The following is a 20,076-nucleotide window of genomic DNA, read 5'->3' as shown; positions in this document are numbered from 1 at the left end:
CACAACCGAAGACACCCCGCGCCGCCGATCGCCGTGGTGCGCTGTGGTTCCGGGTGTGCGAATGCAGCCGACACCACTGGCTGGGGCAGGACCGCGGTGCTACCGTCGGCGGATGGAACGGGTCGCGACCGCCGTCCGGAAGGCCAGGGACGGCGACGCCCTCGGCATCGCCCGGGTGCACGTCCAGGCGTGGAAGGAGACCTACGCCCACCTGCTGCCGGCCGCGTACCTGAATGCCCGGAGCGTCGACGCGTACGCCGATCGGTGGCGCGCGATCATCGACGACGCGGTGACGGACGTACTCGTCGCCGAGCAGGACGGCGCGGTCGTCGGATGGGCGTCGGCGGGCCCCGGCCGGGAGTCCGACGCACCACGGACCCGGGAACTCGAGGGGATCTACGTCCTGGCGTCCACCTACGGTTCCGGGCTCGGACAGGCGCTCCTCGACCGCGCCGTGAGCGAGGCACCCGCGTTCCTGTGGATCGCCGAGCACAACCCCCGCGCCGAAGCGTTCTACCGCCGCAACGGGTTCGTGCGCGACGGCACGGCGAAGCGTGAGCACCTCGGCCCGCACACGCTCGAAGCAGTCCGGATGGTGCGCTGAGCGCTAGAGCTTCTCGATCGGGGCGATCTTGATGAGGAGCTTCTTGCGGCCGGCCGCGTCGAAGGCGATCTCGGCGATGCGCTTGGCGCCCTGTCCCGTCACGGCCGACACCGTGCCCTCGCCGAAGTCGACGTGGGTGATGCGGTCGCCCGCGGCCAGCTCCATGTCGCCGTTGTCGCGGACCTGTCCGGACACGCGGTTCGCCCACTCGGTCTTCGGGCGGGTCTTCGCCGCGGCCGCGGCGCGGTCGTACGACCCGCCACCCCAACCGCCACCACCGCGGTAGCCACCGCCACCGCCTGCACCGCCGAACCCACCGGGCCCCGCGCCGTCGCGCTTCGCGTTGAGCGCCCGGGGCTGCGTGCCACCACGACTGTTCGCCATGCCGGGCGACTGCTTCCACTCGATGAGCCCCTCGGGGATCTCCTGCAGGAAGCGGGACGGCATCGCCACGTTGACGTCGCCGAACTGTGCGCGGGTCATCGCCAGCGACAGGAACAGGGACTTCTTGGCGCGCGTGATGCCCACGTAGAAGAGCCGGCGTTCCTCGGAGGGACCACCGGGCTCGTTCGCGGACATCCGGTGCGGCAGCAGGTCCTCTTCGACGCCGGTCAGGAACACCGCGTCGTACTCGAGCCCCTTGGCCGTGTGCAGCGTCATGAGCGACACCGTGCCGGACGAGTCGTCGAGCTCGTCCGCCGCGGCGACCAGGGAGACCTCGGTCAGGAAGTCGACGAGCGTGCCGTCCGGGTTGTTCTTCTGGAACTCCCGCGTGACGGCGACGAGCTCGTCGATGTTGTCGGCGCGTGCGGAGTCCTGGGCGTCAGGGGACTTCCGGAGCTGCTCGAGCAGGCCGGAACCATCGAGCAGCTGCGTCAGCGTGTCGACGACGGGCTGGTCGGTCGCCTTGGCCGAGACGTCGTCGAGCAGGGCCGCGAACGCCGTGATCGCGTTCCGCACCTTCGGCCCGAAGCCGAGTTCGTCCGCGTGCCGCAGGGCTTCACGCATCGTGACGTCGTGGTCGTCGGCGTACCGCTGCAGGGTGGTCTCGGTGACGGCGCCGATCCCGCGCTTGGGCACGTTGAGCACACGGCGGAGCGCCATCGGGTCGGCGGGGTTGGCGACGGTGATCAGGTACGCCATGGCGTCCTTGATCTCGGCGCGCTCGTAGAACTTGGTGCCGCCGAGCACCCGGTACGGGATGGCCGCCCGGATGAAGATCTCCTCGAGCGCACGGGTCTGCGAGTTGGTCCGGTAGAACACCGCCATGTCGCGGTAGTCCATGCCGTCCTCGTGCAGGCGCTGGATCTCGTCCGCGACGAACTGGGCCTCGTCGTGGCCGGTGTAGCCCGTGAACCCGATGATCTTGTCGCCGGCGCCGACTTCGGTGAACAGGTTCTTGACCTGGCGGTCGAAGTTGTTCGCGATGACGGCGTTGGCCGCGTCGAGGATGTTCTGCGTGGACCGGTAGTTCTGCTCGAGCAGGATGACCTTCGAGTTCGGGAAGTCCCGCTCGAACTCGACGATGTTGCGGATGTCGGCCCCGCGGAAGGCGTAGATCGACTGGTCCGAGTCGCCGACCACCGTCAGCGACGCACCGGCGATCGACCCGTCGGCCTCGCGCATGCGGGCGACGTGCTGGCCCTCGTCCTCGAGGCGGTCGACCTGCTCGACGGGGACGGGGCGCGTGAGCTCGCGGATGAGCGAGTACTGGGCGTGGTTGGTGTCCTGGTACTCGTCCACCAGGACGAAGCGGAACCGTCGCTGGTACAGCGCCGCGACCTCGGGGAACGCCCGGAACAGGAAGACCGTCTGTCCGATCAGGTCGTCGAAGTCGAAGGCGTTCGCCCGGCGCAGGTCGTTCGTGTACCGCCGGAACACCTCGGTGAACATGACTTCTTGCGGGTCGTTCGCGTTGATGTTCCGCGCGTAGGTGTCGATGTCCTGCAGCTCGTTCTTGAGCTTGGAGATCTTCGACGCGGCGGCCCCGACGGTCAGCCCGAGGGTGTCCGCTTCGAGGTCCTTGATGATCCGCTTGAGGAGCGCACGCGAGTCGGCGGAGTCGTAGATCGTGAAGGACTGCGGGAACCCGAACCGCTCGGCTTCGCGCCGCAGGATCCGCACGCACGCGGAGTGGAACGTCGAGATCCACATGCCCTCGGACGCCTGGCCGACGAGGGCCCGCACCCGCTCGCGCATCTCGGCCGCGGCCTTGTTCGTGAACGTGATCGCCAGGATCTGCGACGGCCAGGCTTCGCGGTTCGCCAGCAGCAGCGCGATGCGCCGGGTGAGCACGCTGGTCTTGCCGGAACCGGCGCCGGCGACGATCAGCAGGGACTCGCCGCGGTACTCGACCGCTTGCTTCTGCTGGGGGTTCAGACCGGCGGTGAACGGGTCCTCGTAGGGGCGGTCCCCGGCACCCGGCTCGGGCGTCGAGTCGAATGGGTCGAGCACGATCGTCATGTCAGACCAGTCTAGGCACGCCCCCCGACACCGTCAGCCCTCGCTGCGGTGAACGGCGGCGGGGTCGGCGACCAGTTCCCGGGCACGCACGGCCAGGTCAGGGTGGTCCGCGAACACGCCGTCGACGCCCGTCCGGACCACCGAGGTGTACCAGCGCTCCCAGTCCCCGTGCGCGGCCACGTCCCCGCCACGACGGAGTGGCGCCGGCAGGAACCGGTTCTCCGGCCGCAGCGTCCAGGTGTACACGTCGAGCCCGACGGCGTGCGCTCGCTCGACCACGTCGGAACGAACGGGGCCCGGGTCGTCGACCGCCACCGGGTCGACGCCCGCCATCAGGGTGCCCAGGGGGACGCTGATGCCGTCGAACTCGTCGGCGAGCGCCGCGAGCGCCGCGTCGGTCCGCTCGGTCGCGTACGTGGGAGCCGACGACCCGTGGGTCGCGACCTCGTCTGCGGCACTGCCACGGGTCTCCTGGAGGTAGACCAGACGACCGCCCGCCCCACGTGCGCCGAGGTCGCGGAGGACGCCCTTCTCGAAGCACTCGACGGTGAGCCGGTCGTCGCCCCGCCAGCCGGCGGCGCCGATCGCCGCGTCGACGAGCTGCCCCATCGGCAGGCCGACACCGTCGAAGTACGTCGCGTGCTTGACCTCGGCGACGAGTCCGACCGAGCGCGGCGCCGCGTCGAGGATCCCGAGCAGGTCCTCGAACCGCAGGATCGGCTCGTCGCCGTCGTGGGCGGCCGACTGCGGACGCAGCTGCGGCAGCCGTTCGCGGGTGCGGAGCGTCGTGAGCTCGTGCCACGTGAAGTCCTCGGTGAACCACCCGGTCAGGCGTTGCCCGTCCACCGTCTTGGTCGTCCGGCGGTCCTCGAACTCCGGGCGGTCGGCCACGTCGGTCGTGCCCGAGATCTCGTTCTCGTGGCGGAGCACCAGCGCGCCGTCCCTGGTCGGGACCAGGTCGGGCTCGATCGCGTCGGCGCCCAGCGCGATCGCGAGCTCGTACGCGCTTCGCGAGTGTTCGGGGCGGTACCCGGAGGCACCTCGGTGCGCGATCACCAGGGGGGTCATGCGGCCGACCCTAACGCGCCTCGGTGACCGGCTCGTGGGTCCCACACGACGCCCGGATGACGAGTTCCACAGGGAACTGCCGGTGCGTGGGCGCGGACCCGTCGAGCAGTCCGCGGACCGCCGCCTCGGCCATCGACTCGACCGGCTGCCGGACGGTGCTGAGCGGTGGCCAGGTGTACTCGGCCTCCCACGAGCCGTCGAAGGCGACGACGGCGACGTCCTCCGGCACGCGCACGTCCCGCTCGTGGAACGCCCGCAGGACCCCGACCGCGGTGCGGTCGGACGCCGCGAACACCGCGTCCGGGCCGTCGCCGGTCGACAGGTCGTCCGCGATCCGGAGGCCGGCCGCGTACCCGCCCTCGCGGGTGTAGCCGCCGGCGACGACCCGGCCTGGAGGCACGCCCCGGCTCCGGCACGCTGCCAGCCACCCGGCGTGCCGGGGTTCACCGACGTCGGCCTGGCCGACGAATGCGACGCGCGTCCGTCCGTGGTCGAGCAGGTGCTCGGTCGCGAGTTCGGCTCCGGAGCGCAGGTCGGTCCCGACGCTCGCGACGCCCTCGCGCGCGGCCGAGACGTTGAGGTCGACCCACGGCAGGCCGACGGGATCGATCGCGTCGCGGTCGGCGGCGCCGCTCGACAGGACGAGCACGCCGTCCACCATCCGTGCCGCGAACTCCTCGAAGCGCGATCGCAGGCCCTCCGGGGAGAAGGTCGTGGCCGTGGTCGAGAGGGCGTACCCGCGCTCGCGGGCGACGGACTCGATGGCGGCCGCGAACTCGGCGAAGAACGGGTTCGAGAACACGGGGTCGGCGACGTCGGGCACGGCGAGCACGAGCGTGCGGGCCGAGCCGGACCGCAGCGCCCGGGCTGCCTGGTTCGGGCGGTACCCGAGTTCGGCCACCGCCGCCAGGACCCGGAGCCGGGTGTCCGGGGCGACCGGAGCGCCGCCGTTCAGCGTATAGCTGACGACGGCGTCCGACACCCCGGCGAGGCGCGCGACGTCACGACGGGTCGGCTTGCGGGTCCGCGTCCTGGCACTCGGGTCGGTCACCGGTCGATCATGACACCCGGTCGGCGACGGGCAGGCGCTCGCCGACCGCGACGGGGGCGTCACCCTGGTCCGGGATGCTCAGGCGCTCGCCACCGCGCTTTGCGGACTCGAACGCCACCAGGCCGGGCAGCGTGTAGCGAGCGGCCTGCCAGGCGTTGACCGGCGGGAGGACCCGATCGTTGACCGCGGTGACGAAGTCGTCGACCAGCAGCTGGTGGGAGCCCTCGTGGCCGTTGGGCGCGAAGTCGAACTCGGCGGGCAGCCGGCCGGTCAGGTCGTCGTGCACGGGCGCGTGGCCGGACACGAACGAGCTGCGGAGTGCGGGCGACACGTCGGCCAGGCGCGGGTCGTCCTCGTCCATGGTCGGACGGTTGGCGATCTGGTCGGAGACGTCGGTCACGCCGTCGCGGTCCTGCCAGACGGAGTTCGTGACGAGCTGCTCGAAGGTGCCGTCGGTGCCGAACCAGCGGAAGCGGCTCTCGCGGATGTACGACGGGAAGCCGACGCGACGGAACTCGTTGATGCGCATGGAACCGCCGCCGTCGAGCTCGAACAGCGCGGTCATGTTCGAGTAGTCGTTGTCGAACATGCTGACCTCGGTGTCGAAGACCCCGTCGCCGCGGTCGTCGTGGACGCCGATGCAGCTGACGCTCGTCGCGTGACGCGGCACGGCTCCGAGGACACCGCCGATGGCGTGCGTGGGGTACCACATGGGCGGGTAGCTCGCCGTGGCCTTCCAGTCGTCGCCGCCGCTGTACCGGTACGCGTCGTAGAACCCGAGGTCCATGTCGTGCACGTAGTCGCCCTCGGCGTAGAACACCCGACCGAAGGCGCCGTCCTCGTACTTCTTCCGGGCGAACACCGTCGCCGGGTTGTACTGGCTGGTCTCGCCCATCATGTAGGTGAGGCCGGTCTCCTGGACCGCCTGAATGATCGACTCGATCTCGGTCTGGGCCGTCGCCATCGGCACGGCGGAGTAGACGTGCTTGCCGGCCCGGAGTGCCTGCAGCACCAGCGGTCCGTGGGTCCACCGCTGGGTGAAGATCGCGACGGCGTCGACGTCGGAGCTGGCGAGCATGTCCTCGAACGACGGGAAGGTCCCCGCCAGGCGCAGCTCGTCGACCAGCTGCTGCGCGCGCTCCGGCAGCACGTCGGTGGCGTACACGGCGGAGATGCCGGGGTGCTTGTCGAACAGGGTGGCGAAGTGGCTGGCGAACTGGCCGGCTCCGACCATGCCGAGGGTGAACGTCATGCTGGGCTCCTTCTGGCGGGGTGCATCGTTGCGCGTCCATGCTCGCGCCCCGGGTTTACTCGTGTCAACCCCTGATCTCACGGGCAACTCCCGCCGACCGCCGATCACTTGCGCAGCACCCCGCCGTAGAGTTCACGCAGCGGTGCCACCACCGGCGTCCGCTCGCCGCGAATCCCCAGCCTTTCTGGGTCCACCCCACCTAGGCTGAGAGGACGCGAAGGAACGGACCACCGTTCCTGCACGACCTGAGACCAGAGGAATCCGAGGACACCATGGCTTTCAAGCCCGGTTTCGACCAGTCCCCCGCCTTCAACGACGCGGGCCGGAACGCTTGGAGCGCCGGCTCGCAGCAGCAGCAGCGCGGCGGGTGGGGCCAGACCCCGCAGCCGTCCGCGGGCATGACGCCCGAGCAGCTGCAGTACATGTACGACCGTCCCGCGGCCAACACCGTCGACACGGACCGCATGTCGTACGAGGNNNNCCTCCCGCCGATCGTCTGGATCGCCGGTGCGGTCATCGGGTTCGTGCTCGCACTCGTCAACACCTTCAAGAAGAAGCCGTCCGCGGGCCTGGTCCTGGCGTACGCGTTCTTCGAGGGACTGTTCGTCGGCGGCATCTCCGGCTACTACAACTCCGCGTTCGAGGGCATCGTCACCCAGGCCGTCTTCGGCACGCTCGGCGTCTTCTTCGTCACGCTGCTGCTGTTCCGCTCCGGCAAGGTCCGCGCGACGCCGAAGGCCACCAAGTTCTTCCTGGTCGCGATGGTCGGCTACATGGCCTTCTCGCTCGTGAACCTCGTCCTGATGTGGACCGGCGTCACGAACACCGCATTCGGCATGCTCGGCGTGACCGTCTTCGGCATCCCGCTCGGTGTCCTGATCGGGATCTTCGTCGTCATCATGGCGGCGTACTCGCTGATCCTCGACTTCGACCAGATCAAGACGGGTGTCCAGCGCGGCGCCCCCCGCGTGTACGGGTGGACCGCGGCGTTCGGCCTCATCGTGACCCTCGTCTGGCTGTACCTCGAGATCCTGCGCATCCTCGCCATCATCGCGAGCAGCCAGCGCAACTAGCACCACTCGCACTCACGAAGGGCCCCGGCACTCGCCGGGGCCCTTCGTCGTTCCGGGCAGTGGGCGCGTCGTTGCGCATCAGCCGTCGGGCACGAGGTTCCACGACTCCCCGCTCACGTCCGTCGCGGTGACACGAGTGCCCCGTGCGGGGCGTCGAGGTTTCGTAATTCTGGAACCTCGAGGCGGAGCCCCCCCCCGAACGACGAAGGGGTCCGACGCGTGCGCGCCGGACCCCCTCAGGACGGGAGACTCACTCCCATTCGATGGTCCCCGGCGGCTTCGACGTGACGTCGAGCACGACGCGGTTGACGTCGCGCACCTCGTTGGTGATGCGGTTGGAGATCTTCGCGAGCACGTCGTACGGCAGACGGGTCCAGTCGGCGGTCATGGCGTCCTCGGAGGACACCGGACGCAGCACGATCGGGTGGCCGTAGGTCCGCCCGTCACCCTGCACGCCCACCGAGCGGACGTCGGCGAGCAGCACGACCGGGCACTGCCAGATCTCGTCGTCCAGGCCCGCGGCGGACAACTCGTGGCGGGCGATGGCGTCAGCGGCACGCAGGATCTCGAGGCGCTCCTTGTCGACCGACCCGACGATGCGGATGCCGAGGCCGGGTCCGGGGAACGGCTGGCGGCCGACGATGACCTCGGGCAGCCCGAGTTCGCGGCCGACCGCACGGACCTCGTCCTTGAACAGGGTGCGCAGCGGTTCGACGAGCTTGAAGGTCATGTCCTCGGGCAGTCCGCCCACGTTGTGGTGCGACTTGATGTTCGCCGTGCCCGATCCCCCGCCGGACTCGACGACGTCCGGGTAGAGCGTGCCCTGCACCAGGAACTCGACCTGGCCAGCGCCGTCCTCGGACGAATCGGCGCGGGCTTCGAGGACGAGTGCCTCGGCGGCGGCCTCGAACGTGCGGATGAACTCGCGCCCGATGATCTTGCGCTTCTGCTCGGGGTCGCTGACGCCCGCGAGCGCGTCGAGGAACTGCTGCTCGGCGTCGACCGTGACGAGCCGGACACCGGTCGAGGCGACGTAGTCCTCTTCCACCTGCTTGCGCTCGTCGGCGCGGAGCAGTCCGTGGTCGACGAACACGCAGGTCAGCTGGTCGCCGACGGCCTTGTGCACCAGGGCCGCGGCGACGGCGGAGTCGACGCCACCCGACAGGCCGGCGATGACACGCGCGGAGCCGACCTGCTCGCGGATGCGGGCGACCTGCTCCTCGATCACGTTGTTCGAGTTCCAGTCGCCGGGCAGACCGGCGGCACGGTGCAGGAAGTTCTCGAGCACGGCCTGGCCGAACGCCGAGTGCTTGACCTCGGGGTGCCACTGCACGCCGTAGAGCTTGCGCTCGTCGGACGCGAAGGCGGCGACCGGCGTCGACGAGCTCGACGCGAGGACCTCGAACCCGGCGGGCGCGGCGGACACGGAGTCGCCGTGCGACATCCACGTGGTCTGCGACTCCGGCTGGCCACCGAGCAGCGTGCTGGAGGTGCCGGTCACGGTGACGTCCGTGGCGCCGTACTCCCGCAGGCCGGTGTTCGCGACCGTCCCGCCGAGGGCCGAGGCCATCGCCTGGAAGCCGTAGCAGATGCCGAGCACCGGGACGCCGAGCTCGAGGATCGCACCGTCGAGCGCGGGCGCGCCCTGCTCGTACACCGACGACGGACCACCGGACAGCACGATGGCGGCAGGGTCCTTCGCGCGGATCTCCTCAGCACTCATGGAGTGGGGGACGATCTCGCTGTAGACGTTGGCCTCGCGCACGCGGCGAGCGATGAGCTGCGCGTACTGGGCTCCGAAGTCGACGACGAGGACGGGACGCTGGTCGGTCTCGCTCACCGAGCGCTCTCTTTCTCCCGCGCCTGCTGCGCGGTCAGCTCGTGGTACGTGGTCATGGCGGCCTTCTGCATGCGGTGCTCCACCACGAAGGACATGAACGGGATGATCCCGCCCAGGGCTATGAGCAGGAAGCGCGACGGCCGCCAGCGCATGATGCTCCACAGGCGGAAGTCCATGAAGAGGTAGACGACGTACAGCCAGCCGTGCGCGATGAGGATCGCGATCGACAGGTTGAACGTGCCCGGGGCCTGGCCCGCCGTGCCGTTCGGGACGAAGAACGCGCCGCCACCGAGCTGCATCTCGAGCTGGAGCGGCGTGTACTTGATGATCACCTCGATCACCAGGGCGAGCAGCAGCACACCGGTGATGTACGCGGAGATGCGGTACAGCCGCACCGCCCCCGGGATCTTCGGGATGTCGCGGGTGCGGACGGTCAGAGCCATGGCAACGATCCTACCGTCGGTCGGAACTCGCCCCGGCGGCGCTGTCAGCACCGTCAGGACCCGCTGCGGGGAAGCCGAGATCGGCCTGGTGACGCTCGTCTTCCTCGCGTTCCCAGGTGTCCTTCACGAAGCGCCACCACAGGAAGACGGCGAAGCCCGCGAAGACGACCCACTCGATCGCGTAGAACAGGTTGAGCCAGTCGAACTGGACCTCGCGCGTGGGGGCGCGGTCGGCGATGGTGCCGAGGTCGGCCTTCGCCGCGGTGGTGCCGTCGGCGACGACGTAGCCGCCGTACATCCGGTCGTCGAACGCCTTCCACGTGTTCACGAACCGTGCGGGCGCGACCGCCGAGTACTCCGACTGCTGGAAGGCGTCCTGGTCCGGGGACTCGGACGGGTAGTAGCGGCCCTGGACGGTGAGGTCCGCACCGTCCGTCAGGCGCTCGCCACCGGCGACGGCGGCTGCACGCTGGTCGGACCACCCGATGACGACCGGGAGGCTCGCTCCGGTGGTCGTGTCGACCATGTGTCCGACGGTCTGGTAGCGGCCACCGCCGCTGCGACCGGTCAGCACCGTCGTGTCGCCGGCCACGAACCGGCCCGTGACCGTCACCTTCTGCCCGGCGAGGCTGTCACCCACGCCGCGCTCCGGCTTCGAGACGTCGGAGAGGACCTGTCGCGTCTCGGTGGTGGCCGGAGCCGGCTTGCCGTTCTCGATGCTGCGCTCGAGCTGCCACTTGCCGAGGGCGGCGAACACCGCAGCGAGGACCAGCGCCAGCAGCAGCAGCGCGATCCACTTCGGTCGACGGGCAACGGCCCACATGCTGTCAGTACTCCGGATCGCGTGCTCGGGCCGGGCGTTCGGGACGCTCGGCGGGGATCTCGACGGACGACGTCCCGCTGCTCACCGTCTCCGGCTCTGCCTCGGGGGTCGTCCCCGGTGCACCATTCTCGCGCTCGTCCCTGCCAGCCGCCTCCACGAGGGCGATCTCCTCGGCGAACCGACGGTCGCGTTCGGCTCGGCGAGCGGCTGCCGCTTCGGCCGCGGCTCGTTCACGGCCGCGGAGCTTGCGCACCCGCCCCGGACGGAGCACGAGGCGACCGATGCGGTCCGAGTTCGTCGCCAGGATCGGTCCCAGGACGGCCATGACCAGCACGTAGAGCCCGGCGAACGCGGTGATCCGTTCCTCGAGTCCGGCAGCCGCCGACAGCGTCGCGAGGATCAGCGCGAACTCACCGCGGTTCACCAGGATGACCGCGGTGTTGATGCCCTGCTGGGCCGAGAAGCCGTTCATCCGGGCGACGAGCTGGCCGGCGACGGCGTTCAGCACGACGGTCATGCCGATCGCACCGAGGACGGGCCACAGCACTTCGCCGAAGGTCGAGATGTCGAGGCCGAGCCCGAAGTTGACGAAGAAGAACGCGGCGAAGACGTCGCGCATCGGCAGTGCGAGCTGCTCGATGCGGTCGCGGTAGCGGGTCGCGCCGCAGAGCAGACCGATCACGAAGGCACCGATGGCGTCGGTCACGCCGAGCAGGTCCCCGATGCCACCGAACATGACTGCGAGCCCGAAGAAGAGCACCGTGAACAGCTCGTCGTCGCGGGTCGCGAAGATCTTCGAGACCTGCTTGCCACCCCAGCGCGCCAGGCTGAACATGACGATGAGGAAGCCGAACGCCAGCGCGAGCTTGCCGACCACGCCCCAGATGTTCGTGTCACCGGACAGCACGACCGACACGATCGCCAGGTAGATGGCGATGAAGACGTCCTCGATGACGGTCACACCGAGGATCATCGGGGTCTCGTCGTTCGCCAGACGCCGCAGCTCGATCAGCAGCTTCGTGACGATCGCGCTGGACGACGTCGCGGTCATGCCCGCGATGACCAGGGCTTCGCGGGTCCCCCAACCGAGCGAGAACCCGAAGGCGAACCCCACGGCCATGTTGATCGCGACGTAGGTGCCGCCCGACACCAGGAGCTTGCCGGCGTTGCCGTAGAACTCTTCCTGGTCGAACTCCAGCCCGAGGTTGAAGAGCAGCAGGATCAGGCCGAACGTCGCGATGAGCTCGATCGTGTGCGACTCGACGCTCAGCCCGATCCAGGGCGTGTGCGGGCTCGCGATGAGCCCCACGACCATGTAGATCGGGATCGCCGGCAGGCCGATGAGCTTGCCGAGCCGTCCGAGGACGTAGGCGATGAGGAACAGGCCGCCGATGGTGAGCAGCTCACCACCCAGGTGCATGCCGCTAGCTCCGGGGCGGCGCCTCGGCCGCAGCTGCTGCCGCGAGCGCACCGCTGCGGTAGAACGAGAAGGCCTTCGAGACCTTCTCGGGGGCCCCGGCCACCACGATGGTGTCGCCGGGGAAGACGACGAAGTCCGCCGAGGGGGCGGGGTTCGCGCTGTCGCCGCGCACCACGGCGACGACGGTCAGGCCGATGAAGCCCGAGTCGTGCAGGTCGCCGAGCGGCTTGCCGGCGATCGCGTCGTCGTAGTCGACGGAGAACCAGTCGATGGACAGCCCGGGGATCTCGTCGAGCTTGTCGAGGCCCTCGGTGATGCGGGTGCCACCGAGGAGTTCGGCCAGGGTGTGGGCCTCGTCGTCGCTCAGCCGCAGCGAGACCTTCTCCGACTTGTCGGCGCCGTCGGAGACGTCGGCGAAGGAGATGAGGTCGGAGTGACCCGACCGGTGCGTGATGACCCCGCACTTGCCACCGTCGTCGGTGTAGAAGCTGTGCAGTACGCCGACGCCGGGGAGTTTGACGCGATGAACGTCGACCATGATGGCTCCCTTTCCCAGGACACCCATGCTAACCACCGTGGGGGCCCAGGCATTCCGTTCTCCACAGGTCATCCCGCCGGTGGATGCGTCGGGGACACCGACGTCGCGAGGATTGCCGGATGCGTGCGCAGGTGTTCGGCCCCGTGCTGGGCGCCGTCGTCGTGACCGCGTACGCGACGCTGCTCGCGCTCGACGGACTCGTGTTCGATCCGCTCGCCGCGGTGCCCGGCGCGACCCTCGGGCAGATCCACCACCGCGTCGAGGCGATCGGGATGGACGTCGGACAGGACGTCGTCGGCGTCCTGGTCACCGCCGGCGTCGGAGTCACCCTGGCCGCCTTCTTCGCGGTCGTTGCGATCCGGGGTCGGATGCCCGTCCCGGTGGCAGCCGTCTGCCACCTCGCGCTGCTCACGTTCGGTGCCGTGGCCGTCTTCCAGTCCGGCTTCTTCCTGGGGATGGACGTCGCAGACGCCTACGGGGTGTCCGGTGGGTCCCACAGCGCGTTCTCCGGTGTGCTGTACGGCACGAGCCTGGCCGCCCTCGTCGCGATCCCCGTCGTCCTGCTCGCGACCCTGTTCCGCAGCCTCGGACGCGCCCGAGCAGCGCACCCCCGGGCCCCGTCGTCCGGAGATGGTTCAGCGCAGCAGGCCGAGTGACCGCGCTGCCGACACGGCCGCCGTGCGCGACGAGACCCCGAGCTTCGAGAACACGTGGACCAGGTGCGTCTTCACCGTCGCGTCGGTGATGTGCAGGGACGCGGCGACGTCGCCGTTGGACGCCCCCGACGCGACGAGTCGCAGCACCTCGAGTTCGCGCGCGGACAGGCTGACCCGTGGTGAGCGCACCCGTTCCATGAGCCGGCTGGCGATGACCGGGGCCAGGGCGCTCTCACCGGCGGCGGCGGCACGGACGGCGGCCAGCAGCTCGTCCGGCGGGGCGTCCTTGAGCAGGTAGCCGCTCGCCCCGGCCTCGACCGCGCCCAGGATGTCGCCGTCGGTGTCGTAGTTGGTCAGCACGAGCACATACGGCGGGGCGTCGAGGGCCCGGATCGCGCGGGTGGCGTCGGCGCCGGTCTGGGACTGCCCGAACTGCAGGTCCATCAGCACGAGTTCGGGTGCCAGCGCGGCTGCGAGGGCGACGGCGCGCTCCGGTGCGGCGGCCTCGCCGACCACGGTGATGTCGGCCGCGGTGTCGAGCAGCGCACGCAGTCCGGCCCGCACCACCGGGTGGTCGTCGGCGATCACGACGCGGATCACGGGGCACCGCCCAGGACCACCCGCACGGTGGTGCCGCTGCCGGGTGCCGAGTCGACGTCGAGCCGGCCGTCGAGCTGCCGCACCCGCTCGCTCATCGCGACCAGGCCGAACGAGTCGCTGGACCCGGCACGAGCCCGGACGGCCACCGGGTCGAACCCACGCCCGTCGTCGGACACGGTCAGGGTGGCGCTGGGTCCGTCGACGACCAGGGCGATCCGCACGGCCGTGGCGTCCGCGTGCTGCACGACGTTCGCCAGGGCGCCCTGGGTGATCCGCAGGAGCGCGGTCTGCGTGGCCATGGGCAGCGCCACCTGATCGGGGACGTCGACATCGACCGTCAGCCCCGCGCCCGCACGGTGCGACCCCGCCAGCCGGTCGAGCGCCGACCCGATCCCCTGTTCCAGCGTCGGCGGGCTGAGTTCGCGGATGAAGCGGCGGGTGTCGGCGAGGCCCTCGGCAGCGGTCTGGCGGGCCAGCCGGACGTGCGCGATGCCCGGTCGGTCACCGTCGGCCGACTCGGCAGCGTGCAGCAGCATCTGGATGCTCGACAGGCCCTGGGCGACGGTGTCGTGGATCTCGCGAGCGAGTCGAGCGCGTTCAGCCAGGACCCCCTGTTCGTGCTGCGTCGCGGCGAGTTCGTCCTGTGTCCGGATGAGCCGGGCGACGAGTTCCTCGCGCTCCTGTGCCTCCCGCGCCAGTGCCCGGTACCCGAGCCCGATGAGCAGGGCGACCCCGGCCCCGACGAGCGGTCCGACCACCCCGCCGACGGTGAACCCACCGTGCAGGCCGAGGGCGACGATCGCGATCCCGGTGGCGACGAGCACGGCGACGGGGCCGGCGACCCGCGGTAGGACGTGCAGGTAGAGGAAGAACAGCGGGAAGACCAGGTACGCCGCCTCGGGGACGAGCACGAGCAGCGCGATCCAGACCACCGTCAGCGCGACGAGCCACGTGGCTCCGGCGAGCACGCGCCGGGTCGGACGGGGCGCCGCTGCCAGGCCGCCGAGCACGTAGACGATCGCGAAGAGGACGACGAGCGTCATGGCGAGCCAGGGGGTGTGCCCGGGTGCGACGAGCACGCGCACGACGACGAGTGCCGTGAGGGCGGCGACGAGCACGTGGAGCCCCGTCCGCAGCCCCACGAACACCGGCGTGAGCGTGCTGTGCGACATGGACCTCCAGCGTAGGGAGCGGACGGCTCGCGGGCATCAACCGAACGGTCGATGCCGAGACCGAACCCACCGGCGATGACCCGCGGCCAGCCGGTCACCAGGCTGGTCCTGCGTGCCGTGGACCGTCCCGGCCCGGAGAGGAGTCATCGTGTTCGTCGCCTGGCGTGACCTGCGGCATGCGCGGGGTCGGTTCGTCCTGATCGGGAGCGTCGTCGCCCTGATCACCCTGCTGGTGGGGTTCCTCGCCGGCCTGACCGGCGGGCTGGCGGCGCAGAACGTCTCGGCGGTGCTGGGGCTGCCCGGCGACCGCCTGGTCCTGCAGCAGCCGTCGACGGGACAGCCCTCGTTCGCGCAGTCCACGATCGACCACGGGGCCCGCGTCGGATGGCAGGACGCGGCCGGGGTCGACGAAGTGGTGTCGGTGGGCATCGTGCAGGGTCGTGCCTCCGGCGCGGGGTCCCCGGCAGTGGTCGGGGTCGCGCTCGTCGGGCTGCCCCACGACGAGCGATCGACCGTCGGTGCCCTCGCCCCTCGGTCCGACGACGAGCTCGGTCTCTCGTCGGGTGCCGCGCACGACCTGGGCGTCGGCGTCGGCGACCGCGTGACGATCACCGGGACCGACTACCGCGTCGCGAGCGTCGGGGGCGACGCCTGGTACAGCCACACGCCGGTCGTCGCGATGACGCCGGCCGCCTGGGCCGCGGCGGACGAACGGGTCGGTGGCGACGGCCGGGCGACGCTGCTCGCGGTCTCCGGTGACCCCGACTGGTCCGCCGTCGCCGACCGGACCCACACGTCGGCCTCGACACCGCTGCGCAGCCTGACCGCGCTCGAGACCTTCAAGTCCGAGATCGGCTCGCTCGGCATGATGATCGTGATGCTCTTCGGGGTCTCCGCCCTGGTCGTCGGCGCGTTCTTCACGGTGTGGACAATGCAGCGGGCTGGTGACGTCGCCGTCCTCAAGGCCCTCGGGGCGAGCACGGGATCACTCGTCCGCGACGCACTCGGGCAGGCGCTGGTCGTACTCGTCGCCGGCATCGGTGTCGGCATGGCAGCGGTCGTGGGTCTCGGCGCCCTGGCCGGTGGCGCACTGCCGTTCCTGCTGGACCCCCTGACCACCCTGGTGCCGGCCGCCGCGATGGTCCTGCTCGGCCTGGCCGGAGCCGCCGTGGCCCTGCGCACCGTCACCGCAGCCGACCCCCTCACCGCACTCGGGAGCAACCGATGATCACCCTCGACGACGTCACCCTCACCTTCCCGGACGGCAGCTCGCGCGTCACGGCGGTCGACCACGTCACACTCCGCGCCGATGCCGGGGTCGTGACCGGGATCACCGGGCCGTCCGGCTCCGGAAAGTCCTCGTTGCTGGCGGTCGCCGCGACCCTGATCCGTCCCGACTCGGGCCGGGTGCTCATCGGCAACGTCGACGCCGCGGCGCTGTCACGAGACGAGGCCACCGTCCTGCGACGCGAACGGATCGGGATCGTGTTCCAGCAGTCCAACCTGCTGCCCTCGCTGACCGCCCGCGAGCAGCTGCTCGTCATGGGCGAGCTCGGTGGGACCGACCGCGCGCGACGACGCCGGCTCCCCGGCCGCGCGGACGAGCTCCTCGACGCGGTCGGGCTCTCCGGCCAGGCGCACCTGCGACCCGCGCAGCTGTCCGGCGGTCAGCGGCAGCGCGTCGCCATCGCCCGTGCCCTGGTGCACGAACCGGACGTGCTGCTGGTGGATGAACCGACGAGCGCCCTCGACCAGGAGCGCGGGGCGGCCGTCATGGACCTCATCGCACGGCTCACCCGCGAGCGCGGGGCAGCCACGCTGTTGGTCACCCACGACCTGGTGCACCGCGACACCCTCGACTCGCTCGTCACCGTCGTCGACGGTGCCGTCACGCGGACCGACCACGCTGTGNAGGCCCGTGACCAGCCGGTCACGGGCCTCCAGTCCGGCGGTTCCCGCGTCAGCGGGGTTCGCTCGTCTTCTCGCCGATCACCTGCTCGTCGGAGGCCTTGGCGCCCTCCGCGCCGCTGGAGCGGCCGCCGCCGACGACGACGTCGTCCTCGTCGAAGCCGAACGCGATGTCCGGTGCCTCGAGCCGCACCCGGTCCGCGGACTCGTCGTCGGGCTGCAGCTGCGACTCCCGCTCGGCGGCGACGCGCTTCAGGTAGTTCGCCACCTCGGCCTCGGTCTGCTCCTGGTCCCAGCCGAGCACGCCGGCCATCAGCTTCGCGGCGACGGGGGCAGCGGACTCGCCGCGGTCCCAGGCCTCGATCGAGATGCGCGTGCGGCGGGCCAGGACGTCCTCCAGGTGCAGGGCTCCCTCGTGCGACGCGGCGTAGACGACCTCGGCGCCGATGTAGTCGTCGGCTCCCGGCAGGGCCTCGGCGAGCGCCGGGTCCTCCTTCACCAGGTCCAGGACCTCGGTCGCGAGGGTGCCGTACCGGTTCAGCAGGTGCTCGATGCGGACCTTGTGCACGCCGAACGTCTTCGCGGTGCGGCCGCGCTTGTTCCATGCGGCGGGGTAGCCCTCGGCGCCGAGCAGCGGGATGTCCTGCGTGGTCGACTCCGGGATGCGGCCGTCCATGGCGGCGACGGCCTCGTCGATCGCGTCCTTGCCCATCACCCGGTAGGTCGTCCACTTGCCGCCGGCGACGACGACGAGCCCGGGCGCGGTGTGCGCGACGACGTGCTCGCGGCTGAGCTTCGACGTGCTGTCGGACTCCCCCGCCAGCAGCGGTCGCAGGCCGGCGTAGACGCCCTCGACGTCCTCGCGGGTGAGCGGCACCCGCAGCACCTTGTTGACGTGCTCGAGGATGTAGTCGATGTCGGCGGCGGTCGCGGCCGGGTGCGCCTTGTCGAGGTACCAGTCGGTGTCGGTGGTGCCGACCAGCCAGTGGCGGCCCCACGGGATCACGAACAGCACGCTCTTCTCGGTGCGCAGGATCATGCCCATGTTCGACTGGAAGCGGTCGCGCGGGACGACCAGGTGCACGCCCTTCGACGCCCGCACCTTGAACTGTCCGCGTGTGCCGACCATCGCCTGGGTGTCGTCGGTCCACACGCCGGTCGCGTTGACGACCTGCTTGGCCCGGATGTCGAACCGCTCACCCGTCTGGATGTCGTGCGCGTGCGCTCCGACGACGCGTTCCCCGACCTTGATGAAGCCCTCGATGCGGACACGGGCGGCGGCGTGGGCGCCGTACGACGCCGCGGTGCGCACGAGCGACGCGACGTAGCGGGCGTCGTCGACCTGGGCGTCGTAGTACGTCATGCCCCCGACGAACGCGTCCTTCTTGAGCGACGGCATCGAACGGAGCACCTGCGTGCGGGTGAGGTGCCGGTGGTGCGGGACCCCGGGCGGTCGCCCGCCGGACCAGCTGAAGGCGTCGTACATCGCCATGCCGATCCCGATGTAGAAGCGCTCCCACACGCGGTGGTTCAGCGGGTACAGGAAGCGCACGGGCTTGACCAGGTGCGGAGCGATGCGCTGGAGCAGCAGGCCACGTTCGATGAGGGCCTCACGCACCAGGGTGAAGTTGAGCTGCTCGAGGTAGCGGATGCCGCCGTGCACGAGCTTCGAGGAGCGACTCGAGGTCCCCGATCCCCAGTCGCGGGCCTCGACGATGCCCACGCTCAGGCCGCGGGTGACGGCGTCGAGCGCACTGCCGCCGCCCACGATCCCGCCGCCCACGACCAGGACGTCGAGCTCCTGGGTCTTCAGCGTCTCGATCGCGGCGGCCCGTTCGTCCGGCCCCAGCTTCGCCCCTGGATCGAACCCCGCCGTGCCGAACGCACCGCTGGGTGCCTTCTTGCCCGAGACCGTCGTTGCCATGATCGCCTCCGTGCTGCCCGGTGACAGCGTCGCCGTGGTGGCCAGCACGTCGATGTGCTGCCGTCCGGCGCCGGTGCACTGCGTCAGCGGTGGTAGGGCGCCACGACCACTTCTACTCGCTGGAACTCCTTGGCGTCGGAGTATCCGGTCGTGGCCATCGAGCGACGCAGTGCGCCGACGATGTTGGCGCGGCCGTCCCACGTCGGGGTCGGCCCGTTCAGCACGTTCTCGAGCGGCGCGATCGTGCCCACCTCGACACGGCGACCACGCGGCAGCTCCGGGTGGTGCGCCTCGGCACCCCAGTGGAAGCCACCGCCGGGTGCCTCGGTGGCGCGGGCCAGGACGGTGCCGAGCATGACGGCGTCGGCACCCATCGCGATCGCCTTGACGACGTCGCCCGCGGTGTCGAGCCCGCCGTCCGCGATCACGTGCACGTAGCGGCCGCCGGACTCGTCCATGTAGTCGCGACGGGCACCGGCGATGTCGGCCACCGCGGTCGCCATCGGGGCATGGATGCCGAGCGCGGCGCGGGTGGTCGACGCAGCGCCGCCGCCGAAGCCGACCAGCACGCCGGCGGCACCGGTGCGCATGAGGTGCAGCGCCGCCGTGTAGGTCGACGCGCCGCCGACGATGACGGGGACGTCGAGCTCGTAGATGAACTTCTTGAGGTTGAGGGGCTCGGTGCTCTGCGACACGTGCTCGGCGGAGACGGTCGTGCCGCGGATCACGAACAGGTCGACCCCGGCGTCGACCACGGTCTGCGAGAACTCCTGCGTGCGCTGCGGGCTGAGCGACCCGGCGACGGGGACGCCGGCCGCGCGGATCTCGGCCAGGCGCGCGGTGATCAGCTCGGCCTTGACGGGCTCGGCGTAGATCTCCTGCATCCGCTTGGTGACGTTGCCGTCCGTGAGTGTCTTGATCTCGTCGTAGAACGGGGTGGGGTCCTCGTACCGGGTCCACAGGCCCTCGAGGTCGAGCACGCCCAGGATCCCGAGACGCCCCATCTGGATGACCGTGGCGGGCGAGGCCACCGAGTCCATCGGTGCCGCGAGGATCGGGGCCTCGAAGGTGAAGGCGTCGATCGACCACTGGACGTTGACGTCGCGCGGGTCGCGGGTGCGCCGCGACGGAACCACCGCGATGTCGTCGAACGCGTACGCCCGACGTCCGCGCTTGCCTGCACCGATCTCGACTTCACTCACCCGGCAACCCTACCGGGCGCCCTCCACGCGGTGCACGGG

General features: G+C 70.7%; 17 protein-coding genes and 2 pseudogenes. 6 read left to right on the top strand and 13 right to left on the bottom strand.

Going from position 1 to position 20,076, the window contains the following annotated elements; all coding sequences use genetic code 11:
- Positions 1 to 112: 112 nt before the first annotated feature.
- Positions 113 to 604 (top strand): GNAT family N-acetyltransferase, encoded by a 492-nt coding sequence (locus tag ASG04_RS06315; RefSeq protein WP_056121541.1) that lies wholly within the window; start codon positions 113 to 115, stop codon positions 602 to 604.
- Between the two features lie 3 nt (positions 605 to 607).
- Here ASG04_RS06315 and ASG04_RS06310 read toward each other — a convergent pair whose 3' ends face one another.
- The 4 genes from ASG04_RS06310 to ASG04_RS06295 are packed head-to-tail and all read right to left on the bottom strand — an operon-like array spanning position 608 to position 6,438.
- Positions 608 to 3,067, bottom strand: coding sequence for an ATP-dependent helicase (locus ASG04_RS06310; protein WP_056121539.1), 2,460 nt, complete (start codon positions 3,065 to 3,067; stop codon positions 608 to 610).
- A gap of 33 nt (positions 3,068 to 3,100) precedes the next feature.
- Complete coding sequence (locus ASG04_RS06305; protein WP_056121537.1) at positions 3,101 to 4,135, bottom strand: glycerophosphodiester phosphodiesterase family protein; 1,035 nt, start codon at positions 4,133 to 4,135, stop codon at positions 3,101 to 3,103.
- Between the two features lie 10 nt (positions 4,136 to 4,145).
- Positions 4,146 to 5,186 carry a LacI family DNA-binding transcriptional regulator gene (locus ASG04_RS06300; RefSeq protein WP_056121536.1) on the bottom strand — a complete coding sequence of 347 codons (1,041 nt, stop codon included), beginning with the start codon at positions 5,184 to 5,186 and terminating at the stop codon, positions 4,146 to 4,148.
- Between the two features lie 7 nt (positions 5,187 to 5,193).
- Entirely contained in the window at positions 5,194 to 6,438 is a 1,245-nt protein-coding gene (locus ASG04_RS06295; protein WP_056121533.1) for a Gfo/Idh/MocA family protein, read from the bottom strand.
- A gap of 272 nt (positions 6,439 to 6,710) precedes the next feature.
- On the opposite strand from ASG04_RS06295, the pseudogene ASG04_RS18070 reads away from it, so the two are divergent.
- Together ASG04_RS18070 and ASG04_RS06290 are read left to right on the top strand one after the other, a co-directional pair.
- Positions 6,711 to 6,915 (top strand): annotated as a pseudogene (locus ASG04_RS18070) (Bax inhibitor-1/YccA family protein); the annotation flags it as partial.
- A gap of 4 nt (positions 6,916 to 6,919) precedes the next feature.
- Positions 6,920 to 7,511: Bax inhibitor-1/YccA family membrane protein (locus ASG04_RS06290; protein WP_235515453.1), on the top strand; the 592-nt coding region annotated here is incomplete at its 5' end.
- A 250-nt stretch (positions 7,512 to 7,761) separates the two neighbouring features.
- Here ASG04_RS06290 and guaA read toward each other — a convergent pair.
- The 5 genes from guaA to ASG04_RS06265 are packed head-to-tail and all read right to left on the bottom strand — an operon-like array spanning position 7,762 to position 12,575.
- Positions 7,762 to 9,351 (bottom strand): glutamine-hydrolyzing GMP synthase, encoded by a 1,590-nt coding sequence (gene guaA, locus ASG04_RS06285; protein WP_056121529.1) that lies wholly within the window; start codon positions 9,349 to 9,351, stop codon positions 7,762 to 7,764.
- Positions 9,348 to 9,794: a DUF3817 domain-containing protein gene (locus ASG04_RS06280; RefSeq protein ID WP_082517846.1), complete on the bottom strand. Its 447-nt coding sequence runs from the start codon at positions 9,792 to 9,794 to the stop codon at positions 9,348 to 9,350. Before ASG04_RS06280 ends, guaA begins: the two co-directional genes overlap by 4 nt.
- A 10-nt stretch (positions 9,795 to 9,804) precedes the next feature.
- A complete protein-coding gene (locus ASG04_RS06275) occupies positions 9,805 to 10,617 on the bottom strand; it encodes an SURF1 family cytochrome oxidase biogenesis protein (RefSeq protein WP_056121527.1) in 813 nt (270 codons plus the stop codon).
- A gap of 4 nt (positions 10,618 to 10,621) precedes the next feature.
- Positions 10,622 to 12,037: a cation:proton antiporter gene (locus ASG04_RS06270; protein WP_056121526.1), complete on the bottom strand. Its 1,416-nt coding sequence runs from the start codon at positions 12,035 to 12,037 to the stop codon at positions 10,622 to 10,624.
- Positions 12,038 to 12,041: 4 nt separating this feature from the next.
- Positions 12,042 to 12,575, bottom strand: coding sequence for a cation:proton antiporter regulatory subunit (locus ASG04_RS06265; protein ID WP_056121524.1), 534 nt, complete (start codon positions 12,573 to 12,575; stop codon positions 12,042 to 12,044).
- Between the two features lie 119 nt (positions 12,576 to 12,694).
- Between ASG04_RS06265 and ASG04_RS06260 the strand changes: the two genes are divergently transcribed.
- A complete protein-coding gene (locus ASG04_RS06260) occupies positions 12,695 to 13,231 on the top strand; it encodes a hypothetical protein (RefSeq protein ID WP_056121522.1) in 537 nt (178 codons plus the stop codon).
- Here the strand turns inward: ASG04_RS06260 and ASG04_RS06255 are convergent.
- Both ASG04_RS06255 and ASG04_RS06250 read right to left on the bottom strand, forming a co-directional pair.
- Entirely contained in the window at positions 13,211 to 13,831 is a 621-nt protein-coding gene (locus ASG04_RS06255; protein ID WP_056121520.1) for a response regulator, read from the bottom strand. The genes ASG04_RS06260 and ASG04_RS06255 overlap by 21 nt on opposite strands.
- Positions 13,828 to 15,003, bottom strand: a complete 1,176-nt coding sequence (locus ASG04_RS06250) for a sensor histidine kinase (protein WP_056121518.1) — start codon at positions 15,001 to 15,003, stop codon at positions 13,828 to 13,830. Before ASG04_RS06250 ends, ASG04_RS06255 begins: the two co-directional genes overlap by 4 nt.
- Positions 15,004 to 15,151: 148 nt before the next feature.
- Here ASG04_RS06250 and ASG04_RS06245 point away from each other — a divergent pair, with 148 nt between their 5' ends.
- Together ASG04_RS06245 and ASG04_RS17050 are read left to right on the top strand one after the other, a co-directional pair.
- Positions 15,152 to 16,231, top strand: a complete 1,080-nt coding sequence (locus ASG04_RS06245; RefSeq protein ID WP_056121515.1) for an ABC transporter permease — start codon at positions 15,152 to 15,154, stop codon at positions 16,229 to 16,231.
- Positions 16,228 to 16,914, top strand: a pseudogene (locus ASG04_RS17050) (ABC transporter ATP-binding protein); the annotation flags it as partial. The gene ASG04_RS06245 and the pseudogene ASG04_RS17050, both read left to right, overlap by 4 nt.
- A gap of 49 nt (positions 16,915 to 16,963) precedes the next feature.
- Here ASG04_RS17050 and ASG04_RS06230 read toward each other — a convergent pair.
- Both ASG04_RS06230 and ASG04_RS06225 read right to left on the bottom strand, forming a co-directional pair.
- The gene (locus tag ASG04_RS06230; RefSeq protein ID WP_056121648.1) at positions 16,964 to 18,835 is read right to left on the bottom strand and encodes a glycerol-3-phosphate dehydrogenase/oxidase; all 1,872 of its coding nucleotides are present in this window, start codon (positions 18,833 to 18,835) and stop codon (positions 16,964 to 16,966) included.
- Between the two features lie 83 nt (positions 18,836 to 18,918).
- Positions 18,919 to 20,037, bottom strand: coding sequence for a GuaB3 family IMP dehydrogenase-related protein (locus ASG04_RS06225; protein WP_056121510.1), 1,119 nt, complete (start codon positions 20,035 to 20,037; stop codon positions 18,919 to 18,921).
- Positions 20,038 to 20,076: the final 39 nt, after the last annotated feature.

It is taken from the genome of Curtobacterium sp. Leaf183 (assembly GCF_001424385.1).
Taxonomy (GTDB): Bacteria; Actinomycetota; Actinomycetes; order Actinomycetales; family Microbacteriaceae; genus Curtobacterium.
This window is presented reverse-complemented; position numbering and strand designations above follow the sequence as displayed.

What these genes read in the sequence shown, in the direction of transcription:
- ASG04_RS06260 (WP_056121522.1), top strand. Translation starts at nt 12,695, where the DNA reads ATGCGTGCGCAGGTGTTCGGCCCCGTGCTGGGCGCCGTCGTCGTGACC.
- ASG04_RS06270 (WP_056121526.1), bottom strand. Translation starts at nt 12,037, where the DNA reads ATGCACCTGGGTGGTGAGCTGCTCACCATCGGCGGCCTGTTCCTCATC.
- ASG04_RS06265 (WP_056121524.1), bottom strand. Translation starts at nt 12,575, where the DNA reads ATGGTCGACGTTCATCGCGTCAAACTCCCCGGCGTCGGCGTACTGCAC.
- ASG04_RS06310 (WP_056121539.1), bottom strand. Translation starts at nt 3,067, where the DNA reads ATGACGATCGTGCTCGACCCATTCGACTCGACGCCCGAGCCGGGTGCC.
- ASG04_RS06230 (WP_056121648.1), bottom strand. Translation starts at nt 18,835, where the DNA reads ATGGCAACGACGGTCTCGGGCAAGAAGGCACCCAGCGGTGCGTTCGGC.
- ASG04_RS06250 (WP_056121518.1), bottom strand. Translation starts at nt 15,003, where the DNA reads ATGTCGCACAGCACGCTCACGCCGGTGTTCGTGGGGCTGCGGACGGGG.
- ASG04_RS06295 (WP_056121533.1), bottom strand. Translation starts at nt 6,438, where the DNA reads ATGACGTTCACCCTCGGCATGGTCGGAGCCGGCCAGTTCGCCAGCCAC.
- ASG04_RS06275 (WP_056121527.1), bottom strand. Translation starts at nt 10,617, where the DNA reads ATGTGGGCCGTTGCCCGTCGACCGAAGTGGATCGCGCTGCTGCTGCTG.
- ASG04_RS06305 (WP_056121537.1), bottom strand. Translation starts at nt 4,135, where the DNA reads ATGACCCCCCTGGTGATCGCGCACCGAGGTGCCTCCGGGTACCGCCCC.
- ASG04_RS06280 (WP_082517846.1), bottom strand. Translation starts at nt 9,794, where the DNA reads ATGGCTCTGACCGTCCGCACCCGCGACATCCCGAAGATCCCGGGGGCG.
- ASG04_RS06315 (WP_056121541.1), top strand. Translation starts at nt 113, where the DNA reads ATGGAACGGGTCGCGACCGCCGTCCGGAAGGCCAGGGACGGCGACGCC.